Origin of the sequence: Agrococcus sp. SL85, from assembly GCF_026625845.1 — a bacterium.
Taxonomy (GTDB): Bacteria; Actinomycetota; Actinomycetes; order Actinomycetales; family Microbacteriaceae; genus Agrococcus.
Genome location: NZ_CP113066.1, coordinates 1,498,459 through 1,524,930, shown reverse-complemented (window position 1 = coordinate 1,524,930; position 26,472 = coordinate 1,498,459). Strand labels below are relative to the sequence as shown.

24 protein-coding genes are annotated in these 26,472 nt (G+C 73.6%); 10 read left to right on the top strand and 14 right to left on the bottom strand.

Annotated features, from left to right (window positions below):
* Positions 1 to 9 precede the first annotated feature (9 nt).
* On the top strand, positions 10 to 1,773 hold the full coding sequence (locus tag OVA14_RS07580; protein WP_267503322.1) for an acetyl/propionyl/methylcrotonyl-CoA carboxylase subunit alpha: 1,764 nt from the start codon (positions 10 to 12) through the stop codon (positions 1,771 to 1,773).
* Here OVA14_RS07580 and OVA14_RS07575 read toward each other — a convergent pair.
* The 4 genes from OVA14_RS07575 to OVA14_RS07560 form a co-directional block, all read right to left on the bottom strand.
* A complete protein-coding gene (locus OVA14_RS07575; RefSeq protein WP_267503321.1) occupies positions 1,748 to 3,025 on the bottom strand; it encodes a DUF6596 domain-containing protein in 1,278 nt (425 codons plus the stop codon). The genes OVA14_RS07580 and OVA14_RS07575 overlap by 26 nt on opposite strands.
* A gap of 52 nt (positions 3,026 to 3,077) precedes the next feature.
* Positions 3,078 to 3,452: a hypothetical protein gene (locus OVA14_RS07570; RefSeq protein ID WP_267503320.1), complete on the bottom strand. Its 375-nt coding sequence runs from the start codon at positions 3,450 to 3,452 to the stop codon at positions 3,078 to 3,080.
* Positions 3,453 to 3,651: 199 nt separating this feature from the next.
* Positions 3,652 to 5,094, bottom strand: coding sequence for an NAD(P)H-quinone dehydrogenase (locus tag OVA14_RS07565; protein WP_267505526.1), 1,443 nt, complete (start codon positions 5,092 to 5,094; stop codon positions 3,652 to 3,654).
* Between the two features lie 47 nt (positions 5,095 to 5,141).
* Positions 5,142 to 5,681 carry a YaeQ family protein gene (locus OVA14_RS07560; protein ID WP_267503319.1) on the bottom strand — a complete coding sequence of 180 codons (540 nt, stop codon included), beginning with the start codon at positions 5,679 to 5,681 and terminating at the stop codon, positions 5,142 to 5,144.
* A gap of 59 nt (positions 5,682 to 5,740) precedes the next feature.
* On the opposite strand from OVA14_RS07560, the gene OVA14_RS07555 reads away from it, so the two are divergent.
* The 3 genes from OVA14_RS07555 to panD all read left to right on the top strand — a co-directional run bounded on the left by OVA14_RS07555 (position 5,741) and on the right by panD (position 8,746).
* Positions 5,741 to 6,571, top strand: a complete 831-nt coding sequence (locus OVA14_RS07555) for a purine-nucleoside phosphorylase (protein ID WP_267503318.1) — start codon at positions 5,741 to 5,743, stop codon at positions 6,569 to 6,571.
* Positions 6,568 to 8,214, top strand: coding sequence for a phospho-sugar mutase (locus tag OVA14_RS07550; protein ID WP_267503317.1), 1,647 nt, complete (start codon positions 6,568 to 6,570; stop codon positions 8,212 to 8,214). Before OVA14_RS07555 ends, OVA14_RS07550 begins: the two co-directional genes overlap by 4 nt.
* Before the next feature lie 112 nt (positions 8,215 to 8,326).
* Positions 8,327 to 8,746: an aspartate 1-decarboxylase gene (gene panD / locus OVA14_RS07545; RefSeq protein WP_267503316.1), complete on the top strand. Its 420-nt coding sequence runs from the start codon at positions 8,327 to 8,329 to the stop codon at positions 8,744 to 8,746.
* A 45-nt stretch (positions 8,747 to 8,791) separates the two neighbouring features.
* Here panD and OVA14_RS07540 read toward each other — a convergent pair whose 3' ends face one another.
* The 9 genes from OVA14_RS07540 to OVA14_RS07500 all read right to left on the bottom strand — a co-directional run bounded on the left by OVA14_RS07540 (position 8,792) and on the right by OVA14_RS07500 (position 18,979).
* Complete coding sequence (locus OVA14_RS07540) at positions 8,792 to 9,229, bottom strand: PTS sugar transporter subunit IIA (protein WP_267503315.1); 438 nt, start codon at positions 9,227 to 9,229, stop codon at positions 8,792 to 8,794.
* Positions 9,226 to 10,344, bottom strand: a complete 1,119-nt coding sequence (locus tag OVA14_RS07535) for an adenosine deaminase (RefSeq protein ID WP_267503314.1) — start codon at positions 10,342 to 10,344, stop codon at positions 9,226 to 9,228. The genes OVA14_RS07540 and OVA14_RS07535 overlap by 4 nt, the downstream gene beginning before the upstream one ends.
* A gap of 97 nt (positions 10,345 to 10,441) precedes the next feature.
* On the bottom strand, positions 10,442 to 11,731 hold the full coding sequence (locus OVA14_RS07530) for a thymidine phosphorylase (RefSeq protein ID WP_267503313.1): 1,290 nt from the start codon (positions 11,729 to 11,731) through the stop codon (positions 10,442 to 10,444).
* Between the two features lie 135 nt (positions 11,732 to 11,866).
* Entirely contained in the window at positions 11,867 to 12,280 is a 414-nt protein-coding gene (locus tag OVA14_RS07525; protein WP_267503312.1) for a cytidine deaminase, read from the bottom strand.
* 4 nt (positions 12,281 to 12,284) lie between these two features.
* Positions 12,285 to 13,580, bottom strand: a complete 1,296-nt coding sequence (locus tag OVA14_RS07520) for an ABC transporter permease (protein WP_267503311.1) — start codon at positions 13,578 to 13,580, stop codon at positions 12,285 to 12,287.
* Positions 13,577 to 15,001, bottom strand: a complete 1,425-nt coding sequence (locus tag OVA14_RS07515; protein ID WP_267503310.1) for an ABC transporter permease — start codon at positions 14,999 to 15,001, stop codon at positions 13,577 to 13,579. Before OVA14_RS07515 ends, OVA14_RS07520 begins: the two co-directional genes overlap by 4 nt.
* Positions 14,998 to 16,527, bottom strand: a complete 1,530-nt coding sequence (locus tag OVA14_RS07510) for an ABC transporter ATP-binding protein (protein WP_267503309.1) — start codon at positions 16,525 to 16,527, stop codon at positions 14,998 to 15,000. The genes OVA14_RS07515 and OVA14_RS07510 overlap by 4 nt, the downstream gene beginning before the upstream one ends.
* A gap of 129 nt (positions 16,528 to 16,656) precedes the next feature.
* Positions 16,657 to 17,760, bottom strand: coding sequence for a BMP family lipoprotein (locus OVA14_RS07505; protein WP_267503308.1), 1,104 nt, complete (start codon positions 17,758 to 17,760; stop codon positions 16,657 to 16,659).
* Positions 17,761 to 17,902: 142 nt separating this feature from the next.
* Positions 17,903 to 18,979: a BMP family lipoprotein gene (locus OVA14_RS07500; RefSeq protein WP_267503307.1), complete on the bottom strand. Its 1,077-nt coding sequence runs from the start codon at positions 18,977 to 18,979 to the stop codon at positions 17,903 to 17,905.
* 384 nt (positions 18,980 to 19,363) lie between these two features.
* Between OVA14_RS07500 and OVA14_RS07495 the strand changes: the two genes are divergently transcribed.
* Entirely contained in the window at positions 19,364 to 20,257 is an 894-nt protein-coding gene (locus tag OVA14_RS07495) for a type IV toxin-antitoxin system AbiEi family antitoxin domain-containing protein (protein WP_267503306.1), read from the top strand.
* An 83-nt stretch (positions 20,258 to 20,340) separates the two neighbouring features.
* On the opposite strand, the gene OVA14_RS07490 is transcribed toward OVA14_RS07495, so the two are convergent.
* Positions 20,341 to 21,471: a mannose-1-phosphate guanylyltransferase gene (locus OVA14_RS07490; protein WP_420710568.1), complete on the bottom strand. Its 1,131-nt coding sequence runs from the start codon at positions 21,469 to 21,471 to the stop codon at positions 20,341 to 20,343.
* A gap of 130 nt (positions 21,472 to 21,601) precedes the next feature.
* Here OVA14_RS07490 and OVA14_RS07485 point away from each other — a divergent pair, with 130 nt between their 5' ends.
* From OVA14_RS07485 to OVA14_RS07465, 5 genes are all read left to right on the top strand, one after another.
* A complete protein-coding gene (locus OVA14_RS07485; RefSeq protein ID WP_267503304.1) occupies positions 21,602 to 22,753 on the top strand; it encodes a glycosyltransferase family 4 protein in 1,152 nt (383 codons plus the stop codon).
* Positions 22,754 to 22,891: 138 nt separating this feature from the next.
* Entirely contained in the window at positions 22,892 to 23,275 is a 384-nt protein-coding gene (gene sdhC / locus OVA14_RS07480; protein ID WP_267505525.1) for a succinate dehydrogenase, cytochrome b556 subunit, read from the top strand.
* Positions 23,275 to 23,733 carry a succinate dehydrogenase, hydrophobic membrane anchor protein gene (gene sdhD / locus OVA14_RS07475; RefSeq protein WP_267503303.1) on the top strand — a complete coding sequence of 153 codons (459 nt, stop codon included), beginning with the start codon at positions 23,275 to 23,277 and terminating at the stop codon, positions 23,731 to 23,733. Before sdhC ends, sdhD begins: the two co-directional genes overlap by 1 nt.
* Positions 23,734 to 23,760: 27 nt before the next feature.
* The gene (gene sdhA, locus OVA14_RS07470) at positions 23,761 to 25,548 is read left to right on the top strand and encodes a succinate dehydrogenase flavoprotein subunit (RefSeq protein WP_267503302.1); all 1,788 of its coding nucleotides are present in this window, start codon (positions 23,761 to 23,763) and stop codon (positions 25,546 to 25,548) included.
* Between the two features lie 116 nt (positions 25,549 to 25,664).
* The gene (locus OVA14_RS07465) at positions 25,665 to 26,447 is read left to right on the top strand and encodes a succinate dehydrogenase iron-sulfur subunit (RefSeq protein WP_267505524.1); all 783 of its coding nucleotides are present in this window, start codon (positions 25,665 to 25,667) and stop codon (positions 26,445 to 26,447) included.
* The last annotated feature ends 25 nt before the right edge of the window (positions 26,448 to 26,472 follow it).

The following is a 26,472-nucleotide window of genomic DNA, read 5'->3' as shown; positions in this document are numbered from 1 at the left end:
TGGGGAACCATGCCCCGCATCACCAAGGTCCTCATCGCCAACCGCGGCGAGATCGCCGTCCGCATCATCCGCGCCGCGAAGGACGCAGGCATCGGCTCCGTCGCCGTCTACGCGGAGCCGGACCGCGACGCGCAGCACGTGCAGCTCGCCGACGAGGCGTACTCGCTGCACGGCGCGACGAGCGCCGAGTCGTACCTCGTGATCGACAAGATCCTCTCGGTCGTGCGCCGCTCGGGCGCCGACGCGGTGCACCCCGGCTACGGCTTCCTCGCCGAGAACGCCGACTTCGCGCGCGCGGTCATCGCGGCGGGCATCACGTGGATCGGCCCGAGCCCCGAGGCGATCGAGCAGCTGGGCGACAAGGTGTCCGCGCGGCACATCGCCGAGTCGGTCGGCGCGCCCCTCGCGCCCGGCACGATCAACCCCGTCGAGGGCGCCGACGAGGTGCTCGAGTTCGTCGACGAGCACGGGCTGCCCGTCGCCATCAAGGCGGCGTTCGGCGGCGGCGGCCGCGGCCTCAAGGTGGCCCGCACCCGCGACGAGGTCGCGCAGCAGTTCGACTCCGCGACGCGCGAGGCGATCGCGGCGTTCGGCCGCGGCGAGTGCTTCGTCGAGAAGTACCTCGACAAGCCCCGCCACGTCGAGACCCAGTGCCTCGCCGACGCCCACGGCAACGTCGTCGTCGTCTCGACCCGCGACTGCTCGCTGCAGCGCCGCCACCAGAAGCTCGTCGAGGAGGCCCCCGCGCCCTTCGTCACCCCCGAGCAGGAGGCCGAGCTGCGCCGCGCCTCGAAGGCGATCCTCCGCGCCGCCGCCTATGTGGGCGCGGGCACGTGCGAGTTCCTCATCGGCGCCGACGGCACCATCTCGTTCCTCGAGGTCAACACGCGCCTGCAGGTCGAGCACCCCGTCTCCGAGGAGGTCACGGGGATCGACCTCGTGCGCGAGCAGTTCCGCATCGCCGAGGGCGAGGCGCTCGGCTACGACGACCCCGAGGTGCGCGGCCACTCCTTCGAGTTCCGCATCAACGGCGAGGACCCGGGCACCGGCTTCATGCCGCAGCCCGGCCCCGTGCGCATCTACCGCGCCCCCTCGGGCCCGGGCGTGCGCGTCGACTCCGGCGTGGTCGCGGGCGACGTCATCGGCGGCAACTTCGACTCGATGCTCGCGAAGCTCGTCGTCACCGGCCGCACGCGCGAGGAGGCGCTCGCGCGCTCGCGGCGGGCGCTCGCCGAGTTCGAGGTCGACGGCCTGCCCACCGTGCTCCCCTTCCACCGCCGCATCGTCGACCACCCGGCGTTCGCGCCCGAGGGCGGCGAGCCCTTCTCGGTCTACACCTCCTGGATCGAGACCGAGTTCGACAACGACCTGCCGGCGTGGGGCGGCGAGCCGGGCGAGATCGGCGGGCCGGAGCCACGCCGCGAGGTGGTCGTCGAGGCCGACGGCAAGCGCATCGCCGTGTCGATGCCGAAGCGCCTCTTCTCGGACGCGAAGGACGCGAAGGGTCCCGCGCCGCGGCGCACGCGCGCGGCGCTCTCGGGCGCCACGAGCGGCGCGATCGTCTCGCCGATGCAGGCGACGGTCGTGAAGGCCGCGGTCGCCGAGGGCGATCGGGTCGTCGCGGGCGACCTGCTCGTCGTGCTCGAGGCCATGAAGATGGAGCAGCCGCTGCAGGCGCCCATCGACGGCACGATCACGTTCGTCGACGCGCCCGTCGGTCAGACGATCCCCTCGGGCCACCCGCTCGTCACCATCGAGCCGGCCGCCGAGTAGCGGGCGCCCGGCGCGGGCGTCCTGGCTCAGGCCTCGCGGATGCGGCGCCGGGCGAACGCCGCGAGCGGCGCCGGGAGCCTCCGGGGCGAGCCGCTCGTAGCGGGCGGCTGCCTCGGCGCGCCAGCCGCGCTGCCAGTCGAGGTCGGCGAGCGCCAGCGCGGCGTCGCGCCGCGAGGCCGCGGGGCCGTCGTGCTCGAGCGCGGCCAGGCTCGGCCGCCACATCCGCACCGTCGCCACCCTCCTCCAGCGCGAGGCGCCCGCGCGCGACCGCCGCGGCGACGCGCGCCGCCGCGGAGGGCCGCACGACGAGCAGCTGCTCGTGGAGCGCGACGATCGTGCGCCAGTCGGTCGCCCGCGGGCTTCGAGCCATGACGTGCAGCGCCGCGATCGACGCCTCGAGCGCGAAGCGGCCGCCGGTGCCGGCGACCTCGGCGGCCCGCTCGAGGCCCGCGAGCGCCAGCCGGCGGTCCCAGCGCCGGCGGTCGACCTCGTCGAGCGGCAGCGCGACGCCCTCGGCGTCGAAGCGGCCCGGTCTGCGCGCGAGCGCGAGCAGCACGACGGCCACGAGCGCCCGCGCCTCCGCGTCCTCCGGCTGGTCGCGCGAGGCCGCGACCGCGAGGGTGAGCGCGCTGCGCCCCAGGTCGTCGGCGGGGCTCCCGGGCTGCAGGGCGTCGCGCTGGCCGACGGCGTGCACGGCGGCGATGCACTCGAGCACCGCCGGCAGGCGCGACGCGCGCTCGTCGCGGTCCGGCACGCGGAACGCCCCCGCAGCCTCGGCGAGCTGCCGCTTCGCACGCGTGAGCCGCGCCGAGGCCGCCCGCGGGTCGATCCCGAGGTGCCAGGCGATCCGCCCTGTCTCGAGCCCGCACACGAGCCGCAGCGCGAGCACGAGGCGGCTGCCGAGCCCGAGCGCGGGGTCGCATGCGACGTGCAGGAGCGCCAGGCGGTCGTCGACGCCCCCTGCGCCCGGCGGCGCGTGCTCGGCGGCCGCCTCGGCGCGCAGCGCGAGCTCGGGCGCCGCCCGCTCGCGCACGGCGGCGCGGCGGACGCGGTCGAGGTGCGCGCGGCGGCCGACGGTCGCGCACCAGGCGACGAGGTCGTCGATCGGCTCGGGGTGCGCGACGGCGCGCGCGAAGGCCTCGGCCGCGAGCTCCTCCCCCGCGTCGACCGAGCCGGAGTGCGCGGCGAGCTGCCGCACGACGCTCGGCCAGGCCGTCGGCCACCGCTCGCGCAGCGCCCCCTCGTCGATCACCGGGCGCCGATCGCCCGTCGTCGACCGTCCGGCGCGGAGCGCGCGCCGGCCATCACCCGAAGTCGAACACGGCGCGCCACTCGATGTGGCCGCCCGTGGGCACGAACACGGCGAGCTGCTTCGCGACCTCCGGCGACTCGGCCTCGACCAGGTAGAAGCCCGTGATCACCTCGTCGCCCTCGAGGCTCGCGCCGTCGGTCCACTGCGCGTCCTCGAGCTCGCGCCCGTCCTTGCCCGGGCGCACGGCGCCGCCGTGCTTGCGGTGCTGCAGCGCGTTGCCGCCGACGATGCGCGCGCCGAGCTCCTCGACCTTGCGCTCGAAGACCTCGAACTCGGGGAACTCCGCGCCGATGCGGTCGGTGTCCTCGAGGTAGGCGTCGGAGTCCCAGTCGGGCTCGACGATCAGGAACATGTACTGGTCGGCCATGGCCGCATCCTTCCGTCACGGACTGCGCTGGCGGCAGTCTCGCACGGAAGACGCACGACCCCCCGAGGATTCGACACGGCGGCGGATCCGGGACCCCTCCGCGCATCCGGGACCTCGTCGTACGGGTCGCGGATCCGCGACGGGGTCGTCGATCGCCGGAGCCGCGGTCGTCGGGTGCGAGCGGCGCGGCGCGACGGCGTCAGGACTCGTCGACGCGGTGCATCGCGCGCGCGGCGTCGGCGATCGAGCCCGTGAGGGAGGGGAACACGGGGAAGACTCGGGCGAGCTGGTCGACCGTGAGGCGGTGCTCCATCGCGATCGTCACCGGGTAGATGAGCTCGGAGGCCTTCGGCGCCACGATGACGCCGCCGATGACCGTGCCGGAGCCCGTGCGCGCGAACAGCTTCACGAAGCCGTCCTCGATGCCCATCATCTTCGCGCGCGCGTTCGTCGCGAGGTCGATGCGGTAGACCTCGCCCTGCGCGATCCCCTCCTCGATCTGCTTCTGCGACCAGCCGACCGTCGCGATCTCGGGCTGCGTGAAGATGTTCGAGGCCACGGTGCGCATCGAGATCGGATCGACGGCGTCGCCGAGCGCGTGGAACATCGCCGTGCGGCCCTGCATCGAGGCCACGGAGGCGAGCGGCAGCGCGTCGGCGCAGTCGCCGACCGCGTAGACGTTCGGGAGGTTCGTGCGCGCGACGCGGTTCACGAGGATGTGGCCCGACGGCGCCATCTCGAGCCCGGCCTCCTCGAGCCCGATGCCCGCGGTGTTCGGGATCGAGCCGACCGCCATGAGGCAGTGCGAGCCCTCGACGGTGCGGCCGTCGGTGAGGTGCACGACGACGCCGGCGTCGGTGCGCTCGACGCGCTCCGCGCGCGACTTCGACAGCACCTGCATGCCCTGGCGGGTGAAGACCTCCTCGATGACCGCGGCGGCGTCGGCGTCCTCGCCGGGCAGCACCTGGTCGCGGCTCGAGACGAGCGTCACCTCGGCGCCGATGAGCGAGTAGGCCGAGGCGAACTCGGCGCCCGTGACGCCGGAGCCGACGACGATGAGGTGCTCCGGCACCTCCTCGAGCCCGTACAGCTGGGTCCAGGTGAGGATGCGCTCGCCGTCGGGCATCGCGCTCGGCAGCTGGCGGGGCGTCGCGCCCACCGAGACGACGATCGTGTCGGCCTCGAACTCGTCGAAGTCGGCGCCCTGCTTGCCGGTCGAGACGACCACGCGGCCCGTGCCGTCGAGGCGCCCCTCGCCCTGCACGATCGTGACGCCGGCCTTCTCGAGGTCGGCCTTCATGTCGAGCGACTGCTTCGCGGCGAGCGAGAGCAGGCGGCGGTTGACGGCCCGCAGGTTGACGTTGACCTCGGGCCGCTGGGGCCTCCCGGAGTCGCCGCGCACCGAGAACTGCACGCCCAGCTGCGCGGCGTCGCGGATCGCGGCCGCCGACTCGGCGGTGGCGATGAGCGACTTCGAGGGCACGACGTCGGTGAGGATCGCCGCGCCGCCCACGCCCGTGCGCTCGATGAGCGTCACCTCCGCGCCGAGCCGCGCGCCCGCGAGCGCCGCCTCGTAGCCGCCGGGTCCACCGCCGATGATCACCACGCGCTGCTTGCGCTCGAATGCACTCACGTGCTCCATCATCCCGCAGTTCGCAGCGGCGGATGGCCGCGCGACGGCGGGCGGTGTCAGCCGGCGGCGCGCTCGTGCACGGCCGACGACAGCGAGGTGCCGTTCACCTCGACGTAGAGCGTGCCCTCGGTGCGCGAGACGCTCATGCTCGTGCGGCGCGCGACCGCCGCCGCCACCGCGTCGACGAAGCCGGCGTCGAACGACACGAGCCGCACCTCCCCGGCCCGGTGGATGCGCTTGCCCGCCCAGCGCCCGGCCACGCGGTCGGGGTCGCGGTGCGTGTAGACGGCCGTGCGCTCCGCGGCCATCGAGCCGCGGTGCACGCGCTCGGCCTCGGGCGCGCCGATCTCGATCCACGCGGTGAGCGCGCCCGTGAGGTCGCGCGCGACGACCGCGGGCTCGTCGCCGCCCGCGACCCCGTCGCCGAAGCCGATGCCCTCCTCGTGCTCGAGGCAGAGCGCGAGCACGCGCGTGACCATGAACGCGGTCGTCTCCGAGGGGTGCTGCGCGACCTTGAGCGAGAGCTCCTCGTAGACCCCGCGATCGACGTCGGAGAGCTGCACCTCGAAGGTGTGGACGGTCGCGCCGATGGCCATGCGATCGAGCCTAGGCGAGCGGGCCGCGCGGCCCCGTCGCGCCGCCTAGAGTGGGCGGCATGACGCACCCCCTGGACCACCCCGCCGACCCGAAGGCAGTCGCCGCCGCAGCAGCCGACGACATCCGCCGCATCACGGGCGTCGAGACCCACGACATCGCCCTCACGCTCGGCTCCGGCTGGGCCAAGGCCGCCGACCTGCTCGGCGAGACCACGCACACGATCCCCGCGACCGAGGTCACGGGCTTCTCGAAGCCCGCCCTCGAGGGCCACGTGGGCACCCTCCGCTCGATCCTCCTCGCCGATGGCCGCCGCGCCCTCGTGATCGGCGCCCGCACCCACTACTACGAGGGCCACGGCGTGCGCCGGGTCGTCCACTCGGTGCGCACCGCCGCCGCCGCGGGGGCGACCGTGATGGTGCTCACGAACGGCGCGGGCGGCATCAAGGACCACTGGGAGCCCGGCCAGCCCGTGCTCATCAGCGACCACATCAACCTCACCGCCGACTCCCCGCTCGAGGGCGCCACGTTCGTCGACCTCACCGACCTCTACGCGCCGCGCCTGCGCGACATCGCCCGCACGGTCGACGCGAGCCTCGACGAGGGCGTCTACGTGCAGTTCCGCGGCCCGCACTACGAGACGCCCGCGGAGGTGCAGATGGCGAAGGCGATCGGCGGCCACATCTGCGGCATGTCGACGGCGCTCGAGGCGATCGCCGCCCGCGAGGCGGGGATGGAGGTGCTGGGCCTCTCGCTCATCACGAACCTCGCGGCGGGCATCCAGACGACGCCGCTCTCGCACGAGGAGGTCATCGAGGCCGGGCAGGCCGCCGAGGGCCGCATCTCGCGCCTGCTCGCGGACGTCGTCGGCGCGATCGGGGCCACGGCGTGAGCGCGGCGGAGACGGCCCGCGCCTGGGCCGCCGCCGACCCCGACGAGGCGACCCGCGCGGCGCTCGAGGCGACCGTCGCCGCCGCGGAGGCGGGCGACGAGGCCGCGCGGGCGGAGCTCGAGGACGCGTTCCGCGGCCGGCTGCAGTTCGGCACCGCGGGGCTCCGCGGCGCGATCGGCCCCGGGCCCAACCGCATGAACCGCGTCACCGTCCAGCAGGCGTCCGCGGGCCTCGCGGCGTTCCTCGTGGGCCGCGAGCCGCACCCCTCGGTCGTGATCGGCTGGGACGGCCGCCGCGGCTCCGAGATCTTCGCGCGCGACGCAGCCGAGGTCTTCGCGGGCGCGGGCGTGCGCGCCATCCTGCTGCCGCGCCTGCTGCCGACGCCCGTGACCGCGTTCGCGGTGCGGCACCTGGGCACGAGCGCCGGCGTCATGGTGACGGCGAGCCACAACCCGCCCGGCGACAACGGCTACAAGGTCTACCTCGGCGGCGCCGACGAGGGCAGCCAGATCGTGCCGCCCGTCGACGGCGAGATCGCCGCGCGCATCGAGGAGGCCGCGGCGACGCCTGTGGCCGAGTACCCGCGCGGCGAGGTCGAGACGGCCGGCGAGGGCGTCTGGGAGGCCTACGTCGCCGCCACCGCGAGCCTCGGCCAGCCGCCCGCCGGCGGCGGCGCGGGCCCGAAGGTCGTCTACACGCCCATGCACGGCGTCGGCCTCGAGACGGTCGAGGCCGTGCTCGCGGCCGCGGGCTTCGCGCCCGTCGTCGCGGTGCCCGAGCAGGCGCAGCCGGACGGCGCGTTCCCCACGGTCGACTTCCCGAACCCCGAGGAGCCCGGCGCGCTCGACCTCGCCTTCGCGCTCGCCGAGGCGGAGGGCGCCGACCTCGTGCTCGCGAACGACCCCGACGCCGACCGGCTCGCGGTCGCGGTGCCCGAGGGCGGCGCCTGGCGGATGCTCACGGGCAACGAGGTGGGCCTCCTGCTCGGCTGGGACGCCGCGCGCTCGGCCCGCGGCCACGGCGCGCTCGCGGCCTCGATCGTCTCCTCCCCCGGCCTCGGCGCGATCGCCGAGGCGCACGGCCTCGACTTCGTGCAGACCCTCACGGGCTTCAAGTGGGTCTCGCGCGTGCCCGACCTCGTCTACGGCTACGAGGAGGCCCTCGGCTACCTCGTGAACCCGGGCACGGTGCGCGACAAGGACGGCATCTCGGCGCTCGTGCGCGTGCTGACGCTCGCCGCCGAGCTGCACGCCCGCGGCTCGTCGCTCGCCGAGGAGCTGCTCGCGCTCGCGGGCGAGTTCGGCGCCTTCGCCTCGGGCCAGGTCTCGGTGCGCGTCACCGACCTCGCGCGCATCCCGGCGATCATGGCGGCGCTGCGCGCCGAGCCGCCGGCCGAGCTCGCGGGCCTCGCGGTCACCGCCGCAGACGACCTCTCGCTCGCCGAGCACGGATCGATCGGCGACATCCTGCGCTTCACGCTCGGCGACGGCACGCGCGTCATGGTGCGCCCCTCCGGCACCGAGCCGAAGGTGAAGGTCTACATCGACGCGGTCTCGCACGAGGGTTCGCCCGCGCAGCGCGTGCGCGCCGCCGAGGCGAAGGTCGCGGCGATCGCTGAGGCCGTGCGGCCGCTGCTGGGCTGAGGCCCGCCTCAAGGGGCCGCGTTCCGCCCTGGGCGGAGCGCGGCCCCTCGCCGTCGGTGGCAGGATGGAGCCCCGGAGCCGCCCGACCGGGCGGGCGGGGAGGGACATCCGGATGCTGCGCACGATGCTGCAGGGCAAGATCCACCGGGCGACGGTGACGCAGGCGGAGCTGCACTACGTCGGCTCGCTCACGGTCGACGAGGACCTGCTCGACGCGGCCGACATCCTCCCCGGGCAGGAGGTCGACATCGTCGACGTCGACAACGGCGCCCGCTTCACGACCTACACGATCCCCGGCGAGCGCGGCTCCGGCATCCTGTGCGTCAACGGCGCGGCGGCGCGCCTCGTGCACGTGGGCGACACCGTCATCGTCATCGCCTACGCGCAGCTCGACGACGCCGAGGCCAGGGCGCACCGCCCCTCGGTCGTGTTCGTCGACGACGCGAACCGCGTCGTCGAGACGGGCCGCGACCCCGGCCACGCGCCGGAGGGCTCGCACCTGCGCACCGCAGCGCGCCCCATGGCCGACTGAGCCGCCCTCGCAGCAGCTCGGCTCGCCGACCTCCGTCGATCGCGCTCAGGCGCTGAGGGCCGCGAGCGCCTCCTCGCGCGTCGCCGCCGCCGCGAGGCGGTCGATGACCCCGGGCCGGTCGAGCTCGTTCGCGAGCTCCGCGAGCATCCGCAGGTGCCCGCGCGGGCTCGTCGCTGCGAGCCCCACCACCACCCGCACGGGATCGTGGTGCGGATGCCCGAACGGCACGGGCGCGTCGAGCACGACGATCGCGAGCGCGTCGCGGCGCACCACGGCGCTCGCGCGCGCGTGCGGCACCGCGACGCCGGGCGCGACGACGCAGTAGGGCCCCGAGTCGTCGATCTGGCGCACCATCTCGTCGACGTAGGCGCGGCCGACGGCCCCAGAGTGCACGAGGTCGACGCCCGCGGCGCGCACGGCGGCGCGCCAGTCGGCGGCGTGCACCCCGGGCGAGAACGAGGCGTCGGCGAGGGGCAGCGTCATCGCAGGCGGTCGAACCCGTCGGCGATCTCGTCGGCGAGGTCCTCGCGCTCCTCGAAGGGCAGGAAGGCGGCCGCCGCGGCGTGCTGCTGCACCTGCTCGAGGTCGTCGAGGTCCCAGTCGAAGGCCTCGACGAGCAGGCCGAGCTCGCGCGTGAGCGAGGTGCCCGACTGCAGGCGGTTGTCGACGTTGACGGTCACGGCGAAGCCGAGCTGGAGCAGCAGGTCGATCGGGTGGTCGACGAGCTCCTCGCCCCACTGCGCGATCGTGCCGGTCTGCAGGTTGGAGCTCGGGCTCACCTCGAGCGCGATCTGCCGGTCCTTGACCCACTCGGCGGTCTGGCCCAGGCGCACGACGACGGCGTCGGCGGTCTCCTCCTCGACCACGATGTCCTCGGCGATGCGCGTGCCGTGGCCGAGGCGCAGCGCGCGCCCCGCGAAGAGCGCGTCCTGGATCGACTCGAGCCCCGCGCCCTCGCCCGCGTGGACGGTCGCCGGGAAGTGCGCCTTCGCGAGGAGGTCGAAGGCGGAGGCCAGGCGCGAGGCCGGGAAGCCCGCCTCGGGGCCCGCGATGTCGAAGCCGACGGCGCCCCGGTCGCGGTGGCGGAGCGCGAGCTCGGCGATCTCGTCGGCGCGGTCGAGGTGCCGCATCGCGCTGATGAGCTGCCCCACCCGGATGCCGCCGCCGTGGGTCGCGACGAGCGCCACCGCCTCGTCGATGCCCGCCTGCACGGCCTCGACGGCCGCGTCGAGCGACAGCCCGCGGGTCAGGTGCTGCTCGGGCGCCCAGCGGATCTCGCCGTAGACGACGCCGTCCTCGGCGAGGTCGAGCACGAACTCCTTCGCCACGCGGTGCAGGCCGTGCTCGGTCTGCATGACCGCGGTCGTGATGTCGAAGGTCGTCAGGTACTCGGGCAGCGAGCCCGAGTTCGACTGCTTCGCGAACCACGCGCCGAGCGCGGCCGCGTCGCTCGCGGGCAGCTCGAGGCCGATCTCGTCGCCGAGCTCGAGGATCGTCTGCGGACGCAGGCCCCCGTCGAGGTGGTCATGGAGGCTGACCTTCGGCAGGCTCTGGATGTCGACGCCGTCGACCTCGTAGCGGCTCATCATGGTCTCCATCGTCCGAGGGGGTGGTGCGGCTCCGATCGTACAAGTCGGAGGTTGCGGGCACGTTGCCGGGCGGCGAGCATCCGCCCGCCGCCCGCGCAGCGCCGGCTCAGGCGATCCGCTCGCGCACGATCGAGGGCACGACGACCTCGGTGCCCGCGGGGGCGAGCTCCCAGGCGCCCTCGAGCGCCTCGAGCGCCCGCGGGATGCGCGTGGCGTCGTCGGCCGAGATCGTCCACAGCGGGTCGCCCGCGCGCACGGCGTCGCCGGGCTTCACGTGCAGGTCGATGCCCGCGGCGTGCACCACGGGGTCGCTCGCGCGCGCACGGCCGGCGCCGAGGCGCCAGGCGGCGACGCCGAAGGGCAGCGCCTCCTGGCGCACGAGCACGCCGTCGGCCTCGGCCACGACCGTGTGCGTCTCGTTCGGCGTCGGCAGGGCCGCGTCGGGGTCGCCGCCCTGCGCCACGACGAAGCGGCGCCAGACGTCCATCGCCCGGCCGTCCTGCAGCGCGGCCTCGACATCGGCGTCGCCCTTGCCGACCGCGTCGAGCATCTCCCGCGCGAGCGCGACCGTGAGCTCGACCACGTCGGCGGGGCCGCCGCCGGCGAGCACCTCCACCGACTCGCGCACCTCGTTGGCGTTGCCGATCGCGAGGCCGAGCGGCGTGTCCATGGTGGTGAGCAGCGCGCGCGTCTCGACCCCGGCGTCGCGCCCGAGCGCCACCATCGTCTCGGCGAGCTCCTTCGCCCGGGCGAACTCCTGCATGAAGGCGCCCGAGCCGAACTTCACGTCGAGCACGAGCGCGCCCGTGCCCTCGGCGATCTTCTTCGACATGATCGACGACGCGATGAGCGGGATCGCCTCGACCGTGCCCGTGATGTCGCGGAGGGCGTAGAGGCGCTTGTCGGCGGGCGCGAGGCCCGTGCCCGCGGCGCACACGACGCCGCCGACCGTGCGCAGCTGCTCGAGCATCTCGGCGTTCGAGAGGTCGGCGCGCCAGCCGGGGATCGACTCGAGCTTGTCGAGCGTGCCGCCCGTGTGGCCGAGCCCGCGGCCGGAGAGCTGCGGCACCGCGGCGCCGAAGGCCGCGACGAGCGGCATGAGCGGCAGCGTGATCTTGTCGCCGACGCCGCCCGTGGAGTGCTTGTCGACCGTGGGCGCCTCGAGCGACGAGAAGTCCATGCGCTCGCCGGAGGCGATCATGGCGCTCGTGAGGTCGTGGATCTCGCGCCGCTCCATGCCGTTCAGCAGGATCGCCATGGCGAGCGACGCCATCTGCGGGTCCTCGACGTAGCCGCGCGTGTAGGCGTCGATCAGCCAGTCGATCTGCTCGGTGGAGAGCGTGCCCCGGTCGCGCTTCGTGCGGATGATGTCGACGACGTCGAACGCCTCGGCCATGGTGCTTCCTCGCTTCGCTGGGTCGCGGCGGTCGGCCGCGGATCTCCATCCGGCGCCCGTCGGCCCGGATGCTGCCGCCCGACCGCGGCCGCCGGGTGGGCGGTCGGGGTCGGGCGTGGTGGATGGATGGGTGGGCTAGGGCCGCCGGGTCTCGGCGTACGCCTCGAGCGTGCGCGGCCCGAACGCGTCGGGCAGCACCTCGTCGATCGTGCGGATGCCGCTCACGGTGTCGAGCAGGCAGCCCTCGGCCGCGTGCTCGAACAGCAGCTGGCGGCAGCGGCCGCAGGGCATGAGCCGGTCGCCGTTGCCGTCGACGCACGCGAAGGCGACGAGCCTGCCGCCGCCGCCCATGACGAGCTCGGAGACGAGCGAGCACTCTGCGCACAGCGTCACGCCGTAGGCCGCGTTCTCGATGTTCGCGCCCGAGACGATGCGGCCGTCGTCGACGAGCGCCGCGGCGCCCACGGCGAAGCGCGAGTACGGCGCGTAGGCCTTCGCGCTCGCGGCGACCGCCGCCTCGTGCAGCGCCTGCCAGTCGATCTCCGCCATGCCCCTACTGCTTCACGTAGGCCTTGCCGCTCGCGGCGGGCGCGCGCGACTGGCCGATGAACCCGGCGACCGCCAGGATCGTGATGACGTACGGGAGCATGAGCATGAACTCGCTCGGCACCGGCGAGCCGATCGCGCCGAGCGTCTGCTGCAGCGCCGAGGCGAAGCCGAACAGCAGCGCAGCGGCGGCCGCCTTGATCGGGTGCCACTGGCCGAAGATCACGGCGGCGAGGGCGATGTAGCCGAGGCCCGCCGTCATCTCGCGCGTGAACGAGCCGTTGGAGTCGAGCGTGAAGTAGGCGCCGCCGAGGCCGGCGATCGCGCCCGCGAGCGAGACGTTCCAGAACCGCAGCGGGTTGACGCGGATGCCGACGGTGTCGGCCGCGAGCGGGTGCTCGCCGATCGCGCGCAGGCGCAGTCCCCACGTGGTGCGGAACAGGCCGTAGGCGATCGCCGGCACCACGATGTACATCGCGTAGACGATGATCGTCTGGTTGAACAGCGCCGGGCCGATGACCGGGATGTTGAACAGGCCCGGGATCGGGATGCGGTCGAGGCGGTCGGGCGAGTTGAGCGCGGGGTTGCCCGTGAGCACCGACGAGTAGAAGAAGTTCGTCAGGCCCACGACGAGCACGTTGAGCACGACGCCGACGATGACCTGCTCGACGAGGTAGCGGATCGCGAAGGCCGCGAGCACCATCGAGACGAGCACCGAGGCGAGCATCGCAGCGAGCACGCCGACGATCGTCGAGCCCGTCGCCGAGGCGACGACGGCGCCCGTGAACGCGCCGCCGAGCAGCTGCGCCTCGATCGCGATGTTCACGACGCCCGCGCGCTCCGAGATCACGCCGCCCATGGCGCCGAAGATCAGCGGCACCGAGAGCCCCACGGTCGCGAAGAGCAGGCCCGTGATCGGGATCATCGCGCCCGCGCCGGCCCAGGTGAGGAAGCCGAGCACGAAGAGCACGCCGAAGGCCACGGGCAGCCAGGGGCCGAGCCTGCGGACGGTCGCTGTGGCCCAGAACGAGAGCGCCGTGAGCGCCGCGAGGAGCAGCACGACGACGATGCCGGTCGGCCGCGCGGGCAGCACGGCGTCGGGGATCTGCACGAAGTCGCCGCCGGAGGCGAGGCGCAGGGTCGCCGAGCCGTCGCGGCCCAGGCCGATCATGAGGATCGCGGCGACGACGGTGAGCACGGCGAAGGAGATCGGCCCCTTCCAGTGCTTGACGACGGCGCGCTCGAGGGCCTCCGGCTCGGAGGGCGAGGCGGTGCGGGCGTCGATGGGCTGCTGGGTGGTCATGCGCCCGCTCCCTTCCGGTCGGTGGCGGCGTCCTTCGGGGCGAGCGCCGCGGCGAGCGCGGCCTCTTCGCGCCGCTGCCTGCGCGACTTCCTCCCCGGCTGCGGGAGGCCGAACATGGCGCGCACCAGGGGCGGCGCGGCGATGAAGAGCACGATGAACGACTGCACGACGAGGACGATGTCGATCGGCACGCCCTCTGCGGCCTGCATGCGGAAGCCGCCGGCCTTGAAGGCGCCGAAGAGCAGGCCCGCGGCGAGCGTGCCCCACGGCGTGGAGCCGCCGAGCAGCGCGACGGTGATGGCGTCGAAGCCGATGCCGGCGTCGATGCCCGAGGTGAAGCCCGTCGTGACGGAGCCCGTGACCTGCTGCGCGCCGGCGAGGCCCATGAAGCCGCCCGCGAAGAGCATCGCGAGCACCGTGATGCGCTTGACGTCCATGCCGGCGTTCAGCGCGGCGTTCGGGTTGAAGCCGACCGCGCGGAACTGGAAGCCGAGGCTCGAGCGCTCGATGAGCCACCAGCAGAACACGACGGCGCCGACCGAGAGCACGAAGCCCCAGTGGAGCACGAAGGGCGGGCCGAAGATCGACGGCAGCACCGCGGTCTCGGGCATGGGCGGCGAGATCGGGTTGTTGCTGCCGGGCGCCTGCAGGAGCCCGGGGGTGCGCAGCATCCACGTGATGAACCAGAGCGCGACGAAGTTGAGCATGATCGTCACGATCACCTCGTGGGCTCCCGTGTAGGCCTTCAGGACGCCGGCGATGCCGCCCCAGATCGCGCCGGCGAGGATGCCGACGGCGATCGCGACGAGCACGTGGAGCACGGGCGGCAGCTCGAACGAGAAGCCCACCCAGCCGGCCGCGGCGGCGGCCCACAGCATCTGGCCGCGGCCACCGATGTTGAACAGGCCCACGCGGAAGGCGATGGCCACGCCGAGGCCCGCCGCGATGAGCGGGGTGGCGAAGTTCAGGGTGTCGGTGAGCGGCTTGATGAGCTGGGCGAAGCCCGCGTCGGCACGCGAGAAGTTGAGGATCGAGCCCTGGAAGAGGGCCGAGTAGGCGCCGAACACCGCGTCCCAGGCCGCGCCGAGCGCGTCGCTCGGACGCGCGAAGAAGTAGCCGCTCGCGGCCTGCACGCGCTCGTCGGTCGCGGCGATGAGGATGCCGCCGACGACGAGCGAGGCGAGCACCGCGAGCACCGACATCACGAGGTTGCCGCCCATGATGCGCCGGAAGGCGGAGCCCCAGGGGTCCTCCTCCTCGGCCACGCGGTCGTCGGTGGGGGCGACAGGGGTCGCCGTCGCCACCTCCGTCACCTCGGGGGCGTGGACGATCGTCGGCTGCACCCCGGAGTCGGGGGCGCCGTCGCCGTGACGGTCGCCGGGCTGGATGGGGTCGTCGGCGTCGCGCGTCCGGTCGTTCACGCTGCGGCTCCTTCCGCGTGGTCTGCAGGGCGCTCGCCGGCCATCATGAGGCCGAGCGCGTCGCGGCTGGTGTCGGCCGGCACGATGCCGACCACGCCGCCTCGGTACATCACCGCGATGCGGTCGGCGAGGCCCACGACCTCGTCGAGCTCGGTCGAGACGACGATCACGGGGATGCCCGCGTCGCGCGTCGCGATGATCTGGCTGTGCACGAACTCGATCGAGCCGACGTCGAGGCCGCGGGTGGGCTGCGACGCGACGAAGAGCGCGAGCGGGCGGCCGAGCTCGCGGGCGAGCACGACCTTCTGCTGGTTGCCGCCGGACAGGGTGCCGACGTGGGTCTCGATGCCCTGCGCGCGCACGTCGTACGCGCCGAGCTTCTCCTCGGCGAAGCGGTCGCGCTCCGCGCGGTCGATCGTGCCGGCCTTGGTGAACGGCGCGCCCTGATAGCGGTCGAGCATGAGGTTCTCGGCGATCGAGAAGTCGCCGACGAGGCCGTCGACCTTGCGGTCCTCGGGCACGAAGCCGACGCCGGCGTCGAGCACCTCGCGCACCGAGCGGCCGAGCAGCTCGCGGCCGTTGAGCGAGATCGAGCCCGAGGCGCGCTGCTGGAGGCCCAGGATCGCCTCGGTGAGCTCGGTCTGGCCGTTGCCCTGGACGCCCGCGATGCAGAGCACCTCGCCGCCGCGGACGGTGAAGGAGACGTCGTTGACGACCTTCTGGCCGACCGCGTCCAGCACGGTGAGCGCCGTGACCTCGAGCTGGTTGTCGGTGAGCACGGGCAGGTCCTTCTGCACGGTGAGCTCGACCGGGCGGCCGACCATGAGCGAGGCGAGCTCGGTGCTCGACGAGGTCGGGCTCGCGGTGCCGACGACCTTGCCGAGGCGGATGACCGTGATGCGGTCGGCGATCGCCCGCACCTCGCGGAGCTTGTGGGTGATGAAGACGATCGCGCGCCCCTCGCCGCGGAGCTGCTGCATGACGGCCATGAGCTCGTCGGTCTCCTGCGGGGTGAGGACGGCGGTGGGCTCGTCGAAGACGAGCACCTTCGCGTCCTGCGAGAGCGCCTTGATGATCTCGACGCGCTGCTGGACGCCGACGGGCAGGTCCTCGATGCGCGCGTCCGGGTCGATGTCGAAGCCGAACCGCTTCGAGATCTCGCGCACCTTCTGGCGCGCGCCCGCGAGGCCGCCGAGCTTGCGCTCGTGGCCGAGCAGCACGTTCTCGGCGACGGTGAAGACGGGGATGAGCATGAAGTGCTGGTGCACCATGCCGATGCCCGCGCGCATGGCGTCGCCGGGGCCGGAGAAGCGCTGCGCGGCGCCCTCGAGCAGGATCTCGCCCTCGTCGGCGCGGTAGAGGCCGTAGAGGACGTTCATGAGCGTCGACTTGCCCGCGCCGTTCTCGCCCAGCAGGCAGTGGATCTCGCCCGCGCGGACCTCCAGGGAGATCTGGTCGTTGGCGGTGAGGGCTCCGAAGCGCTTGGTGATGCCGCGGAGCTCGAGGGTCGGGTGCTCGGTGGTCATGGGCCTTCCTTGGACGACGACGCTGGCGTCGCATGTGAATCTAGCCGGGTTCTGGGGGTGCCGCGCACCCGGCGGCGCTCACGCGCGTGGGGGCCGGCTGGAGCCGACCCCCACGTGCATGCTGCGGACCTACGGGGTCTCGGGGCTCGCGGGCGAGACGACCTCGATGTCACCGGCGATGATGCCGGCCGTGATCTCGTCGAGCTGCGCCTGCAGCTCGGGGTCGACCGAGCCCTCGAAGTCGTGGAACGGGGCCAGTCCCACGCCCTCGTTCTCGAGCGTGCCGACGTACGGCTCGCTCGAGAACTCGCCTGCCGCCGCCTGCTCGACGACCGTCTGGACGCCCGTCGACATGCCCTTCAGCACCGAGGTGAGGAAGAGGTCGGCGTTCTCGGGCGAGGTCTCGTAGAGGTCGGCGTCGACGCCGATCATCACGATGCCCGAGTCGTCGCCCTGGTCACGGATGGCCTCGGCGGCCGAGAGGAAGATCGGGCCGCCGACCGGCATGAGCACGTCGGCGCCCTGGCCGATGAACTGCTCGGCGATCGACTTGGCCTCGACGCCGGCGGCGAAGCCGCCCGTGAAGGAGCCGTTCTGCGCGTCGACGTCCCAGCCGAGGACCGTGACGTCCTCGCCCATCTGCTCGTTGAAGTAGTTCACGCCGTCGACGAAGCCGTCCATGAAGATCGTGACCGGCGGGATCTGGAGGCCGCCCCAGGTCGCGACGATGCCCGACTCCGAGTACGAGGCGGCGGCGTAGCCGGCGAGGAACGCGGCCTGCGCCGTGTCGTAGACGATCGGCTGGACGTTGTCGGCCACGACCGACGAGTCGTCGATGATCGCGAAGTTGATGTCGGGGTTCGCGGTGGCCGCGGCACCCGTCGCCTCGGCGAGCGAGAAGCCGACCGAGACGACCATGTTGCAGCCCTGGTCGATGACGCTCGTGAGGTTCGGCGCGTAGTCCGACGGCGAGTTCGACTCGACCTCGATCGGCTCGACGCCGAGGCCCTCGGCCGCGGCGCGGAGGCCCTCGGCGCCCAGCTGGTTGAACGAGCGGTCGTCGAAGCCGCCCTCGTCCGAGACGATGCAGGGCTGGATGTCGACGGTCGGCTCAGCGGCGCCGCCGCTCGTCTCGGCCGGCGCCTCGGGGGCGGCGGCGCAGCCGGCGAGCAGCAGCATCGCGCCCAGCGCGACGGCGCCGCCGCGTGCGGCGGTGCGGGTGATGTTCCTCAAGGGATCCTCCAGTGCAAAGGATGCCCGCCGCATGGCGGCAGGGCGGGGATGGGTTGAGCATAGGACGCCCATCCGCGCCGACGTGCCGCTGTCGCCGTTCTGAAACGGAATCGTTGCATTCCGCTGAGCATCGACGCAGGAATCAGGGGGTCGAGGGCGACTCCACGACGATCTCCCCCGCGATGATCTGCTCGCGCAGCGCATCGAGCTCGGCCTTCGTCTCGGCGCTCACGCGCGGGTCGAGGTCGTGGAACGGGGCGATCTCGACGCCGCCGTTCTCGAGCGTGCCGATCACGGGCTCGGCCGAGAGCCCGCCCTCGGCCGCATCCGCGATCGCCTCGACGACCGCGTCCTCGGTGTTCTTCAGCACGCTCGTGAGGAGGAGCGGGCGGAACTCCTCGGGCAGGGTGTCGTAGCCGTCGTTGTCGACCCAGATGACGAGCGCCTCGCCGCCCGCGTCGAGCGAGGCGCGGAAGGCGCCCTCGCCGACCTGGCCGGCGACCGGGAGGATGACGTCGGCGCCCTGCGCGAGGAAGGCCTGCGTCTGCGTCTGGCCGAGCTGCACGTTCTCGAAGTCGCCCGTGAAGGTGCCGTCCTGCGTCTCCGGGTCCCAGCCGAGCAGGCGCACGTCCTGGCCCTTCGCCTCGTTGAAGGCGTCGATGCCGGCGGCGAAGCCGTCCATGAAGAGCGTGACGGGAGGCTGGTTGCCGCCGCCGAAGGTGGCGACGATGCCGGTCTCGGTGACGGAGGCGGCGGTGTAGCCGGCGAGGAAGGCGGCCTGCGCCGTGTCGAAGACGATCGGACGGACGTTGGGCGCCTCGACGACCTCGTCGACGATCGCGAACTGCACGTCGGGGTTGGCCTCGGCCTGCTCGGCCGTCGCGGCGGCGAGCTCGTAGCCGACCGTGAGCACGAAGCCGCAGCCCGTGTCGACGGCGGCCTGCACGTTGGGGGCGAGGTCGGTCTCGGAGGTCGAGACGAGCACGTTCGCCTCGACGCCCAGCTCGGCCTGGGCGCGCTGCATGCCCGCCCAGCTCGTCTCGTTGAAGGAGCGGTCGTTGAGGCCGCCGGAGTTCGTGACCATCTGCGCGCACTCGAGCGCCGAGGTCGGCTCGGGCTCCCCCGCCTCCGTGGTGGCGGCGGGCGGCGGCGTGGCGCAGCCCGCGAGCAGGGCGATCGCGGCGAGCGCGGGGACGGCGATGGCGGCGGTGCGGCGCACGGGGACTCCTTCGACGGATGTGCGCTCAGGATACGGCCAGGCGGCGGTCAGGGCACGCATGGGCTCGCGCCGCGCGGGCGTGCTCCCGGCGCGACCCGCCCGCCGAGGGCGCCCGCGCTCGATCGGCCTCAGCGGACAGCCAGCCGCACAGTGCGCCCGCCGTCGCGCTCAGGCCGATCGAGCGCGGCTCGGGAGGGCTGCCGCGCTCGTCGGGCCTGAGCGGGCGGTCAGCCGCACAGTGCGCCCGCCGGTGCGCTCGGGCCGATCGAGCGCGGCTCGGGGTGCGCGCTGCCGGGCCGACCGGGAGATCGGGGCGACCGCGCGCGTCCACAGGTCGGTGTCGGCGCGGCCCGCGAGCGACGGGAGCGGCGCGACCCTGCGGCCATGCACCACCTCGAGCTGTTCCGCGCCTTCCAGGGCGTCCTCACCACGGCGCAGCTGCTGGCCGCCGGCGTCCCGCGCACGGTCGTCGACCGCGCTGTCGCGGCAGGGCGCCTCGAGCGCCTCCGCCGCGGCTGGGTCGCGTGGCGGGCCACGCCCGCGGCCCGGGCGGCGGTCGTCGACGGCGGCTGCGTCGGCTGCCTCAGCGCGCTCGCCCACCACGGCGCGTGGCTGCCGCGAGGCGAGGGCGACCACGTCCGCCGCGCCGACGGCCAGCGCGACGCGCGGCGGGCCGCCAAGGGGTGCCGGCCCTACGGCCGGAACCCCGCGGTGCGCGCGGCGGTCGACGACGTCGAGACCGCCTGGCGCTGCGCCCTGCGCTGCGCTCCTGCCGAGCAGCTGGTCGCCGTGGGCGACTCCCTGCTCCACCGCGGCATCGCCTCCCTCGACGAGCTCGAGGCCTGGTCACGCGCCGCGCCGCTCGCGCGTCGCGCCCTGCTGCGACGGCTGGATGCGCGCGCCGAGGCCGGCACCGAGTCGCTCGCGCGCTTCCGGCTCCGCAGCCTCGGCCTCGACGTCCGCATCCAGCATCGGATCGGCCGCCGGCGGGTCGACGTGCCCGTCGGCGACCGCCTCGTGCTGGAGTGCGACTCCGTCGAGCACCACGCCGACCTGGTCGCGTACGAGCGGGATCGCGCCAGCGACCGCGCGCTCGCGGCGATGGGCTACCACGTCGTGAGGCTCACGTGGCGGCAGATCCACGAGGAGTGGCCGGCGATCGAGGCGGACATCCTCGCCTTCGTGCGCGCCGGGCACCATCGATGGGCGCGCAGCACGGGCGGTGCTCGCCGGGGCGCTCCGCGTTCGATCGGGCCGAGCGGGCAGCCGGCGGCATAGTGCGCCCGCCGGTGCGCTCAGGCCGATCGAGCGCAGCGCGGCGGGCGCAGCGCGGCGAACGCGGCGCGGCGAGCGCGCGGCGGCTACAGCGCGTCGGTGTTGCCGCTGCGGCGGACCGCGTCGACGACCTGCTTGACGCGCTGCGCGTTGTCGGTCGTCGTGACGAGCAGCGCGTCCGGGGTGTCGACGACCACCACGTCGCGGATGCCGACGACCGACACGATGCGGCGGGACTGGGAGACCACGATCCCCGAGGCGGAGTCGGCGAGCACCGTGCCCTGATCGCCGAGGATCGCGAGGCGCCCGCGCCGCCCGCCGTTGTGGAGCTTCGCGACGGCCGAGAAGTCGCCCACGTCGTCCCAGTCGAAGTCGCCCGGGACGACGACGAGGCGCCCCCGCGCGGCCGCGGGCTCGGCGATCGCGTAGTCGATGGCGATCTTCTTCAGCTGCGGCCACAGGCGGTCGACCGCGGGACCGCGGCGGGCGGGCTCGTCCCAGGCCTCCGCGAGCTCCTCGATCTGCGCCGCGAGCTCCGGCTCCTCGAGCGCGAGCTCCTCGAGCAGCACGTCGGCGCGCGCGATGAACATGCCGGCGTTCCACAGGTGGTCGCCGCCCTCGACGTACTCGCGCGCGACCTGCAGCGAGGGCTTCTCGACGAAGGCGCGCACCGTCGCGGCGCGCGGCGCGCCCTCGATGCCCGCGGGCTCGCCCGCGTGGATGTAGCCGAAGCCGATGGCGGGCTCCGTGGGCGTGATGCCGATCGTCGCGATCGCGCCGCCGCGCGCCGCGACGACCGCCTCGGCGACGACCCGGCGGAAGGCGCGCTCGTCGTCGATGACGTGGTCGGCGGCGAAGGAGCCGACGATGACGTCGGGCTCGCGGCGCCGGAGGATCGCCGCGGCGAGCGCGATCGCCACGGTCGAGTCGCGGGGATCGGCCTCGAGCACGATGTGCGCGTCGTCGAGCTCAGGGATCTGCGCCTCGACCGCCGCCCGGTGGGCGCGGCCGGTGACGACCATCGTGCGGCCGGGCCCGGTGAGCGGCACGAGCCGCTCGTAGGTCGCGCGCAGCAGCGAGCGCCCGGAGCCCGTGAGGTCGTGGAGGAACTTCGGCGCGTCGGCTCGGGAGAGCGGCCACAGCCTCGAGCCGACGCCGCCGGCGGGGATGATGCTGACGAAGTCGTCGATCTCGGTCACGCGAGCGAGCCTAGCCACCCCGGCCCCGAGCGGCGGCGGGCGCCCTCGCGCGCCGCCGCGGTGCGTCCCAGCGGATCCCCACGGCGCGTTCATCCGCCGTTCACCGCGCGCGCCGCGCCGCGTCGCTTGCACGACGTAGCGTGCAGGCGTGCGCATCGAGAGGGTGGCGATCGTCACCGAGAGCTTCCTGCCCACCGTCAACGGCGTGACGACCTCCGTCTGCCGCGTGCTCGACCACCTGGTCGGCACGGGCCGCGAGGCCATCGTGATCACGCCCAGGAGCGGCGCGCCCGTGCACTACCGCGGCGTGCCCGTGCACGAGGTGCCGTCGTTCGCCTACCGGCAGTTCCCGGTCGGGCTCCCGAGCCCCCAGGTGGCCGCGCTGCTCGCCCGCTTCCAGCCCGACGTGCTGCACGCGGCGAGCCCCTTCATGCTGGGCGGCCAGGCGGTCGCCGAGGCGAGCAGGATCGGGCTGCCGAGCGTCGCGGTCTACCAGACGGACGTCGCGGGCTTCGCGCGCCGCAACCGCCTGGGCGCGGGCGCCGCCGTCGCGTGGCAGGCGATCCGCGCCATCCACAACGCCGCCGACCGCACGCTCGCGCCCTCGACCGCGGCGATCGCGGACCTCGAGGCGGCGGGCGTGCGCCGCGTCCACCGCTGGGCCCGCGGCGTCGACCTCGACGGCTTCCACCCGGACCACCGCCTCGGCAGGGACGCGGCGTCGCTGCGGCGGCGCATCGCTCCGCACGGCGAGACGATCGTGGGCTACGTGGGCAGGGTCGCTCCCGAGAAGGGCCTCGAGCGCCTCCGCGCGCTCGAGGGCGTGCCGGGCATCCGGGTCGCGATCGTCGGCGACGGCCCCGCGATGGACGACGTGCGCCGCCGGCTCGCGCCGCTGCGGCCCGCGATGCTCGGGCAGCGCTCGGGCGAGACGCTCCGCGCGGCCTACGGCGCGATGGACGTCTTCGTGCACACGGGCGCCGAGGAGACCTTCGGCCAGACGCTGCAGGAGGCCGCGGCGAGCGGCCTGCCGGTCGTCGCGCCGCGAGCCGGTGGGCCCATCGACCTCGTCGACCACGGCACCACCGGCTTCCTCTTCGCGCCCGACGACGCCGTCGCCCTGCGCCGCGCCGTCGCGCTGCTCGCCGCCGACCCGGCGCTGCGCGCCCGCATGGGCGAGGCCGGCAGGCGCCGCGTGCTCGGGCGCTCCTGGGCGACGGTCTCGGAGCAGCTGCTCGAGCACTACGGCGCCGCGGCGCGCCGGGCGATGCGCGGCGCCGACGACCTCGTCGGCGCCTGATCCGGCGCACGGTCAGGGCACCGGCGTGTCGCAGGCATAGGATGGGATGACTCAGCCCGGCTACCGATGGAGGGATTGCGCGTGTCCGACACGACCAGCAGCCTCACCCTCCCCGACCCGGCCCCCAAGCGCGAGCGGATCGGCGGAACGCTGTACCGCGGCAACGAGGGCATGTGGTCGTGGGTGCTGCACCGGATCACCGGTGTGGCGATCTACTTCTTCCTCCTGGTGCACGTGCTCGACACGGCACTGATCCGGGTCTCCCCGGAGGCGTACAACGCGGTGATCGCGACGTACAAGAACCCCGTCATGGGCCTCGGCGAGGTCGGCCTCGTCGGCGCGGTCGTGCTGCACGCCATGAACGGCCTGCGCATCATCCTCGTCGACGTGTGGCCGTGGGCGACGAAGCACCAGCGCCTGCTCTTCTGGATCGTGATCGGCCTCGTCGTCGTCCTCATGGGCTACTTCACGCCGCAGCACCTCATCAACGTCTTCTCGCCCGTCGAGGGAGGCGGCCACTGATGACCGCGACCATCGAGAACCCGAACTACGCCTACCCGGCGCGCTCGAAGGGCCGCCGCGGCCCCAACCTCGAGAAGGCCGGCTGGATCTTCATGCGCGCCTCCGGCGTCGTGCTGATCGTGCTCATCTTCGGCCATCTGGGCTACAACCTGCTCTGGACGCCCGGCGGCATCCACGCCGTCGACTTCGGCTTCGTGGGCGGCAAGCTCGCGAACCCGTTCTGGCAGTGGTGGGACGTCCTCATGCTGTGGCTCGCGATCCTGCACGGCTCGAACGGCATGCGCACGATCGTCAACGACTACATCCACAAGCCCGGCCTGCGGAAGGTCGCGCTCGGCGCGATCGGCGCGGCCGCGGCAATCCTCATCATCCTCGGCACGCTCATCACGTTCACGTTCAACCCGTGCCCCGAGACCGCAGACCCGTCGCTCCTGCCGAGCTTCTGCGCGTCCCTCTAGTCACGACCCCGGAGATCCCCCGCTTCCATGGCTGAGACCACGACCGTCACCGACGGCATCCACTACCACCAGCACGACGTCGTCATCGTCGGCGCGGGCGGCGCCGGCATGCGCGCCGCGATCGAGTCGGCGCCCAAGGCGTCGACGGCCGTCATCACGAAGCTCTACCCGACGCGCTCCCACACGGGCGCCGCGCAGGGCGGCATGGCCGCGGCGCTGGCGAACGTGGAGGAGGACAGCAACGAGTGGCACACGTACGACACCGTCAAGGGCGGTGACTACCTCACCGACCAGGACTCGGCCGAGATCCTGACGCGCGAGGCCATCGACGCGGTCTACGACCTCGAGAACATGGGCCTGCCGTTCAACCGCACGCCCGAGGGCAAGATCGACCAGCGGCGCTTCGGCGGCCACACGCGCGACCACGGCAAGGCGCCCGTGCGCCGCGCCTGCTACGCGGCCGACCGCACGGGCCACATGATCCTGCAGACGCTGTACCAGAACTGCGTGAAGCACGGCGTGGAGTTCTTCAACGAGTTCTACGCGCTCGACCTCGTCATGGCGGAGGTCGACGGCGTGCAGCGCGTCTCGGGCGTCGTCGCGTACGAGCTCGCGACGGGCGAGATCCACGTCTTCCAGGGCAAGTCGGTCATCTTCGCGACGGGCGGCTTCGGCAAGATCTTCAAGACCACCTCGAACGCCCACACCCTCACGGGCGACGGCGTCGGCATCATCTGGCGCAAGGGCCTGCCGCTCGAGGACATGGAGTTCTACCAGTTCCACCCGACGGGCCTCGCGGGCCTCGGCATCCTCCTCACCGAGGGCGCCCGCGGCGAGGGCGCGATCCTGCGCAACGCCTCCGGCGAGCGCTTCATGGAGCGCTACGCGCCCACGATCAAGGACCTCGCGCCGCGCGACATCGTCGCCCGCTCGATGGTGCAGGAGGTCCTCGACGGCCGCGGCGCCGGCCCCAACAAGGACTACGTCTACCTCGACACGACGCACCTCGGCGCCGAGGTGCTCGAGACGAAGCTGCCCGACATCACGGAGTTCGCGCGCACCTACCTGGGCGTCGATCCGGTCACCGAGCGCGTGCCCGTCTACCCCACCGCGCACTACGCGATGGGCGGCATCCCCACGAACAACGACGCCGAGGTCCTCATCGACAACGAGACCGTCGTGCCGGGCCTCTACGCCGCCGGCGAGTGCGCGTGCGTCTCGGTGCACGGCGCCAACCGCCTGGGCACCAACTCGCTCCTCGACATCAACGTCTTCGGCAAGCGCGCCGGCAACAACGCCGCCGCGTACGCGCAGGGCGCCGACTTCGTCGACCTCCCCGCGAACGCCGCCGACGGCGTCGTGAAGCTGCTCGCGCAGCTGCGCGAGGGCACGGGCACCGAGTCGGTGGCCGAGATCCGCAAGGCGCTGCAGGAGACGATGGACCGGAACGCCCAGGTGTTCCGCACCGAGGAGACGCTGCAGCAGGCGCTCGCCGACATCGACGCCCTGCGCGAGCGCTACCCGAACGTGCGCATCCACGACCGCGGCCGCCGCTTCAACACCGACCTCCTCGAGGCCGTCGAGCTGGGCTTCCTGCTCGACCTCGCCGAGGTGCTCGTGGTGTCGGCGATCAACCGCAAGGAGTCGCGCGGCGCCCACATGCGCGACGACTACCCGACGCGCGACGACGAGACCTACATGCTGCACACGATGGCGTACCGCACGGACGCCGGCGCGGCGGGCGCCCAGGGCATCCGCCTCGACTGGAAGCCGGTGCGCGTCACGCACTACCAGCCCACGGAGCGCAAGTACTGATGAGCGAGCAGAAGAACGAGAACAGCGCCGGCTTCGAGCGCGAGGCCGAGACCGGCGATCCGACGGCGCAGGCCGAGGCCGCCGCGGAGGCGACGACCGCAGACGCGCAGAGCGCGATGACGTCGAGCGGCGCGGCCGAGCCGGCCGCCGCTGCTCCCGCGGAGGCCGCGGAGCCCGTCGAGGCGCCGCAGTCGTTCCCGGTCACGGTCATCGTGCGCCGCTTCGACCCGGAGGTCGACGACGAGCCGCGCTGGGTCGACTACGACGTGCAGATGTACCCGACCGAGCGCATCCTCGACGCCCTGCACCGCATCAAGTGGGAGCAGGACCCGTCGCTGACGTTCCGCCGCTCGTGCGCGCACGGCGTGTGCGGCTCGGACGCGATGCGCATCAACGGCCGCAACCGCCTCGCCTGCAAGGCGCTCGTGAAGGACTTCGACATCTCGAAGCCCATCTACGTCGAGGCGATCAAGGGCCTGCCGCTCGAGAAGGACCTCATCGTCAACATGGAGCCGTTCTTCGACTCCTTCCGCGAGATCCAGCCCTTCCTGCAGGCCACGGGCAAGCCCGAGAAGGAGCGCCACCAGACGATCGCGCAGCGCGAGCGCTTCGACGACACGACGAAGTGCATCCTCTGCGCCGCATGCACGACCTCGTGCCCGGTGTTCTGGACCGACGGCCAGTACTTCGGCCCGGCGGCGATCGTGAACGCGCACCGCTTCATCTTCGACTCGCGCGACGAGGCCTCGCAGGTGCGGCTCGACATCCTCAACGACCAGGAGGGCGTGTGGCGCTGCCGCACGACCTTCAACTGCACGGATGCGTGCCCGCGCGGCATCCAGGTGACCAAGGCCATCGCCGAGGTCAAGCAGGCGATGATGACGGGCGTGAAGCTCTAGCCCCTCCCCCGTCCGACGGCCCGCG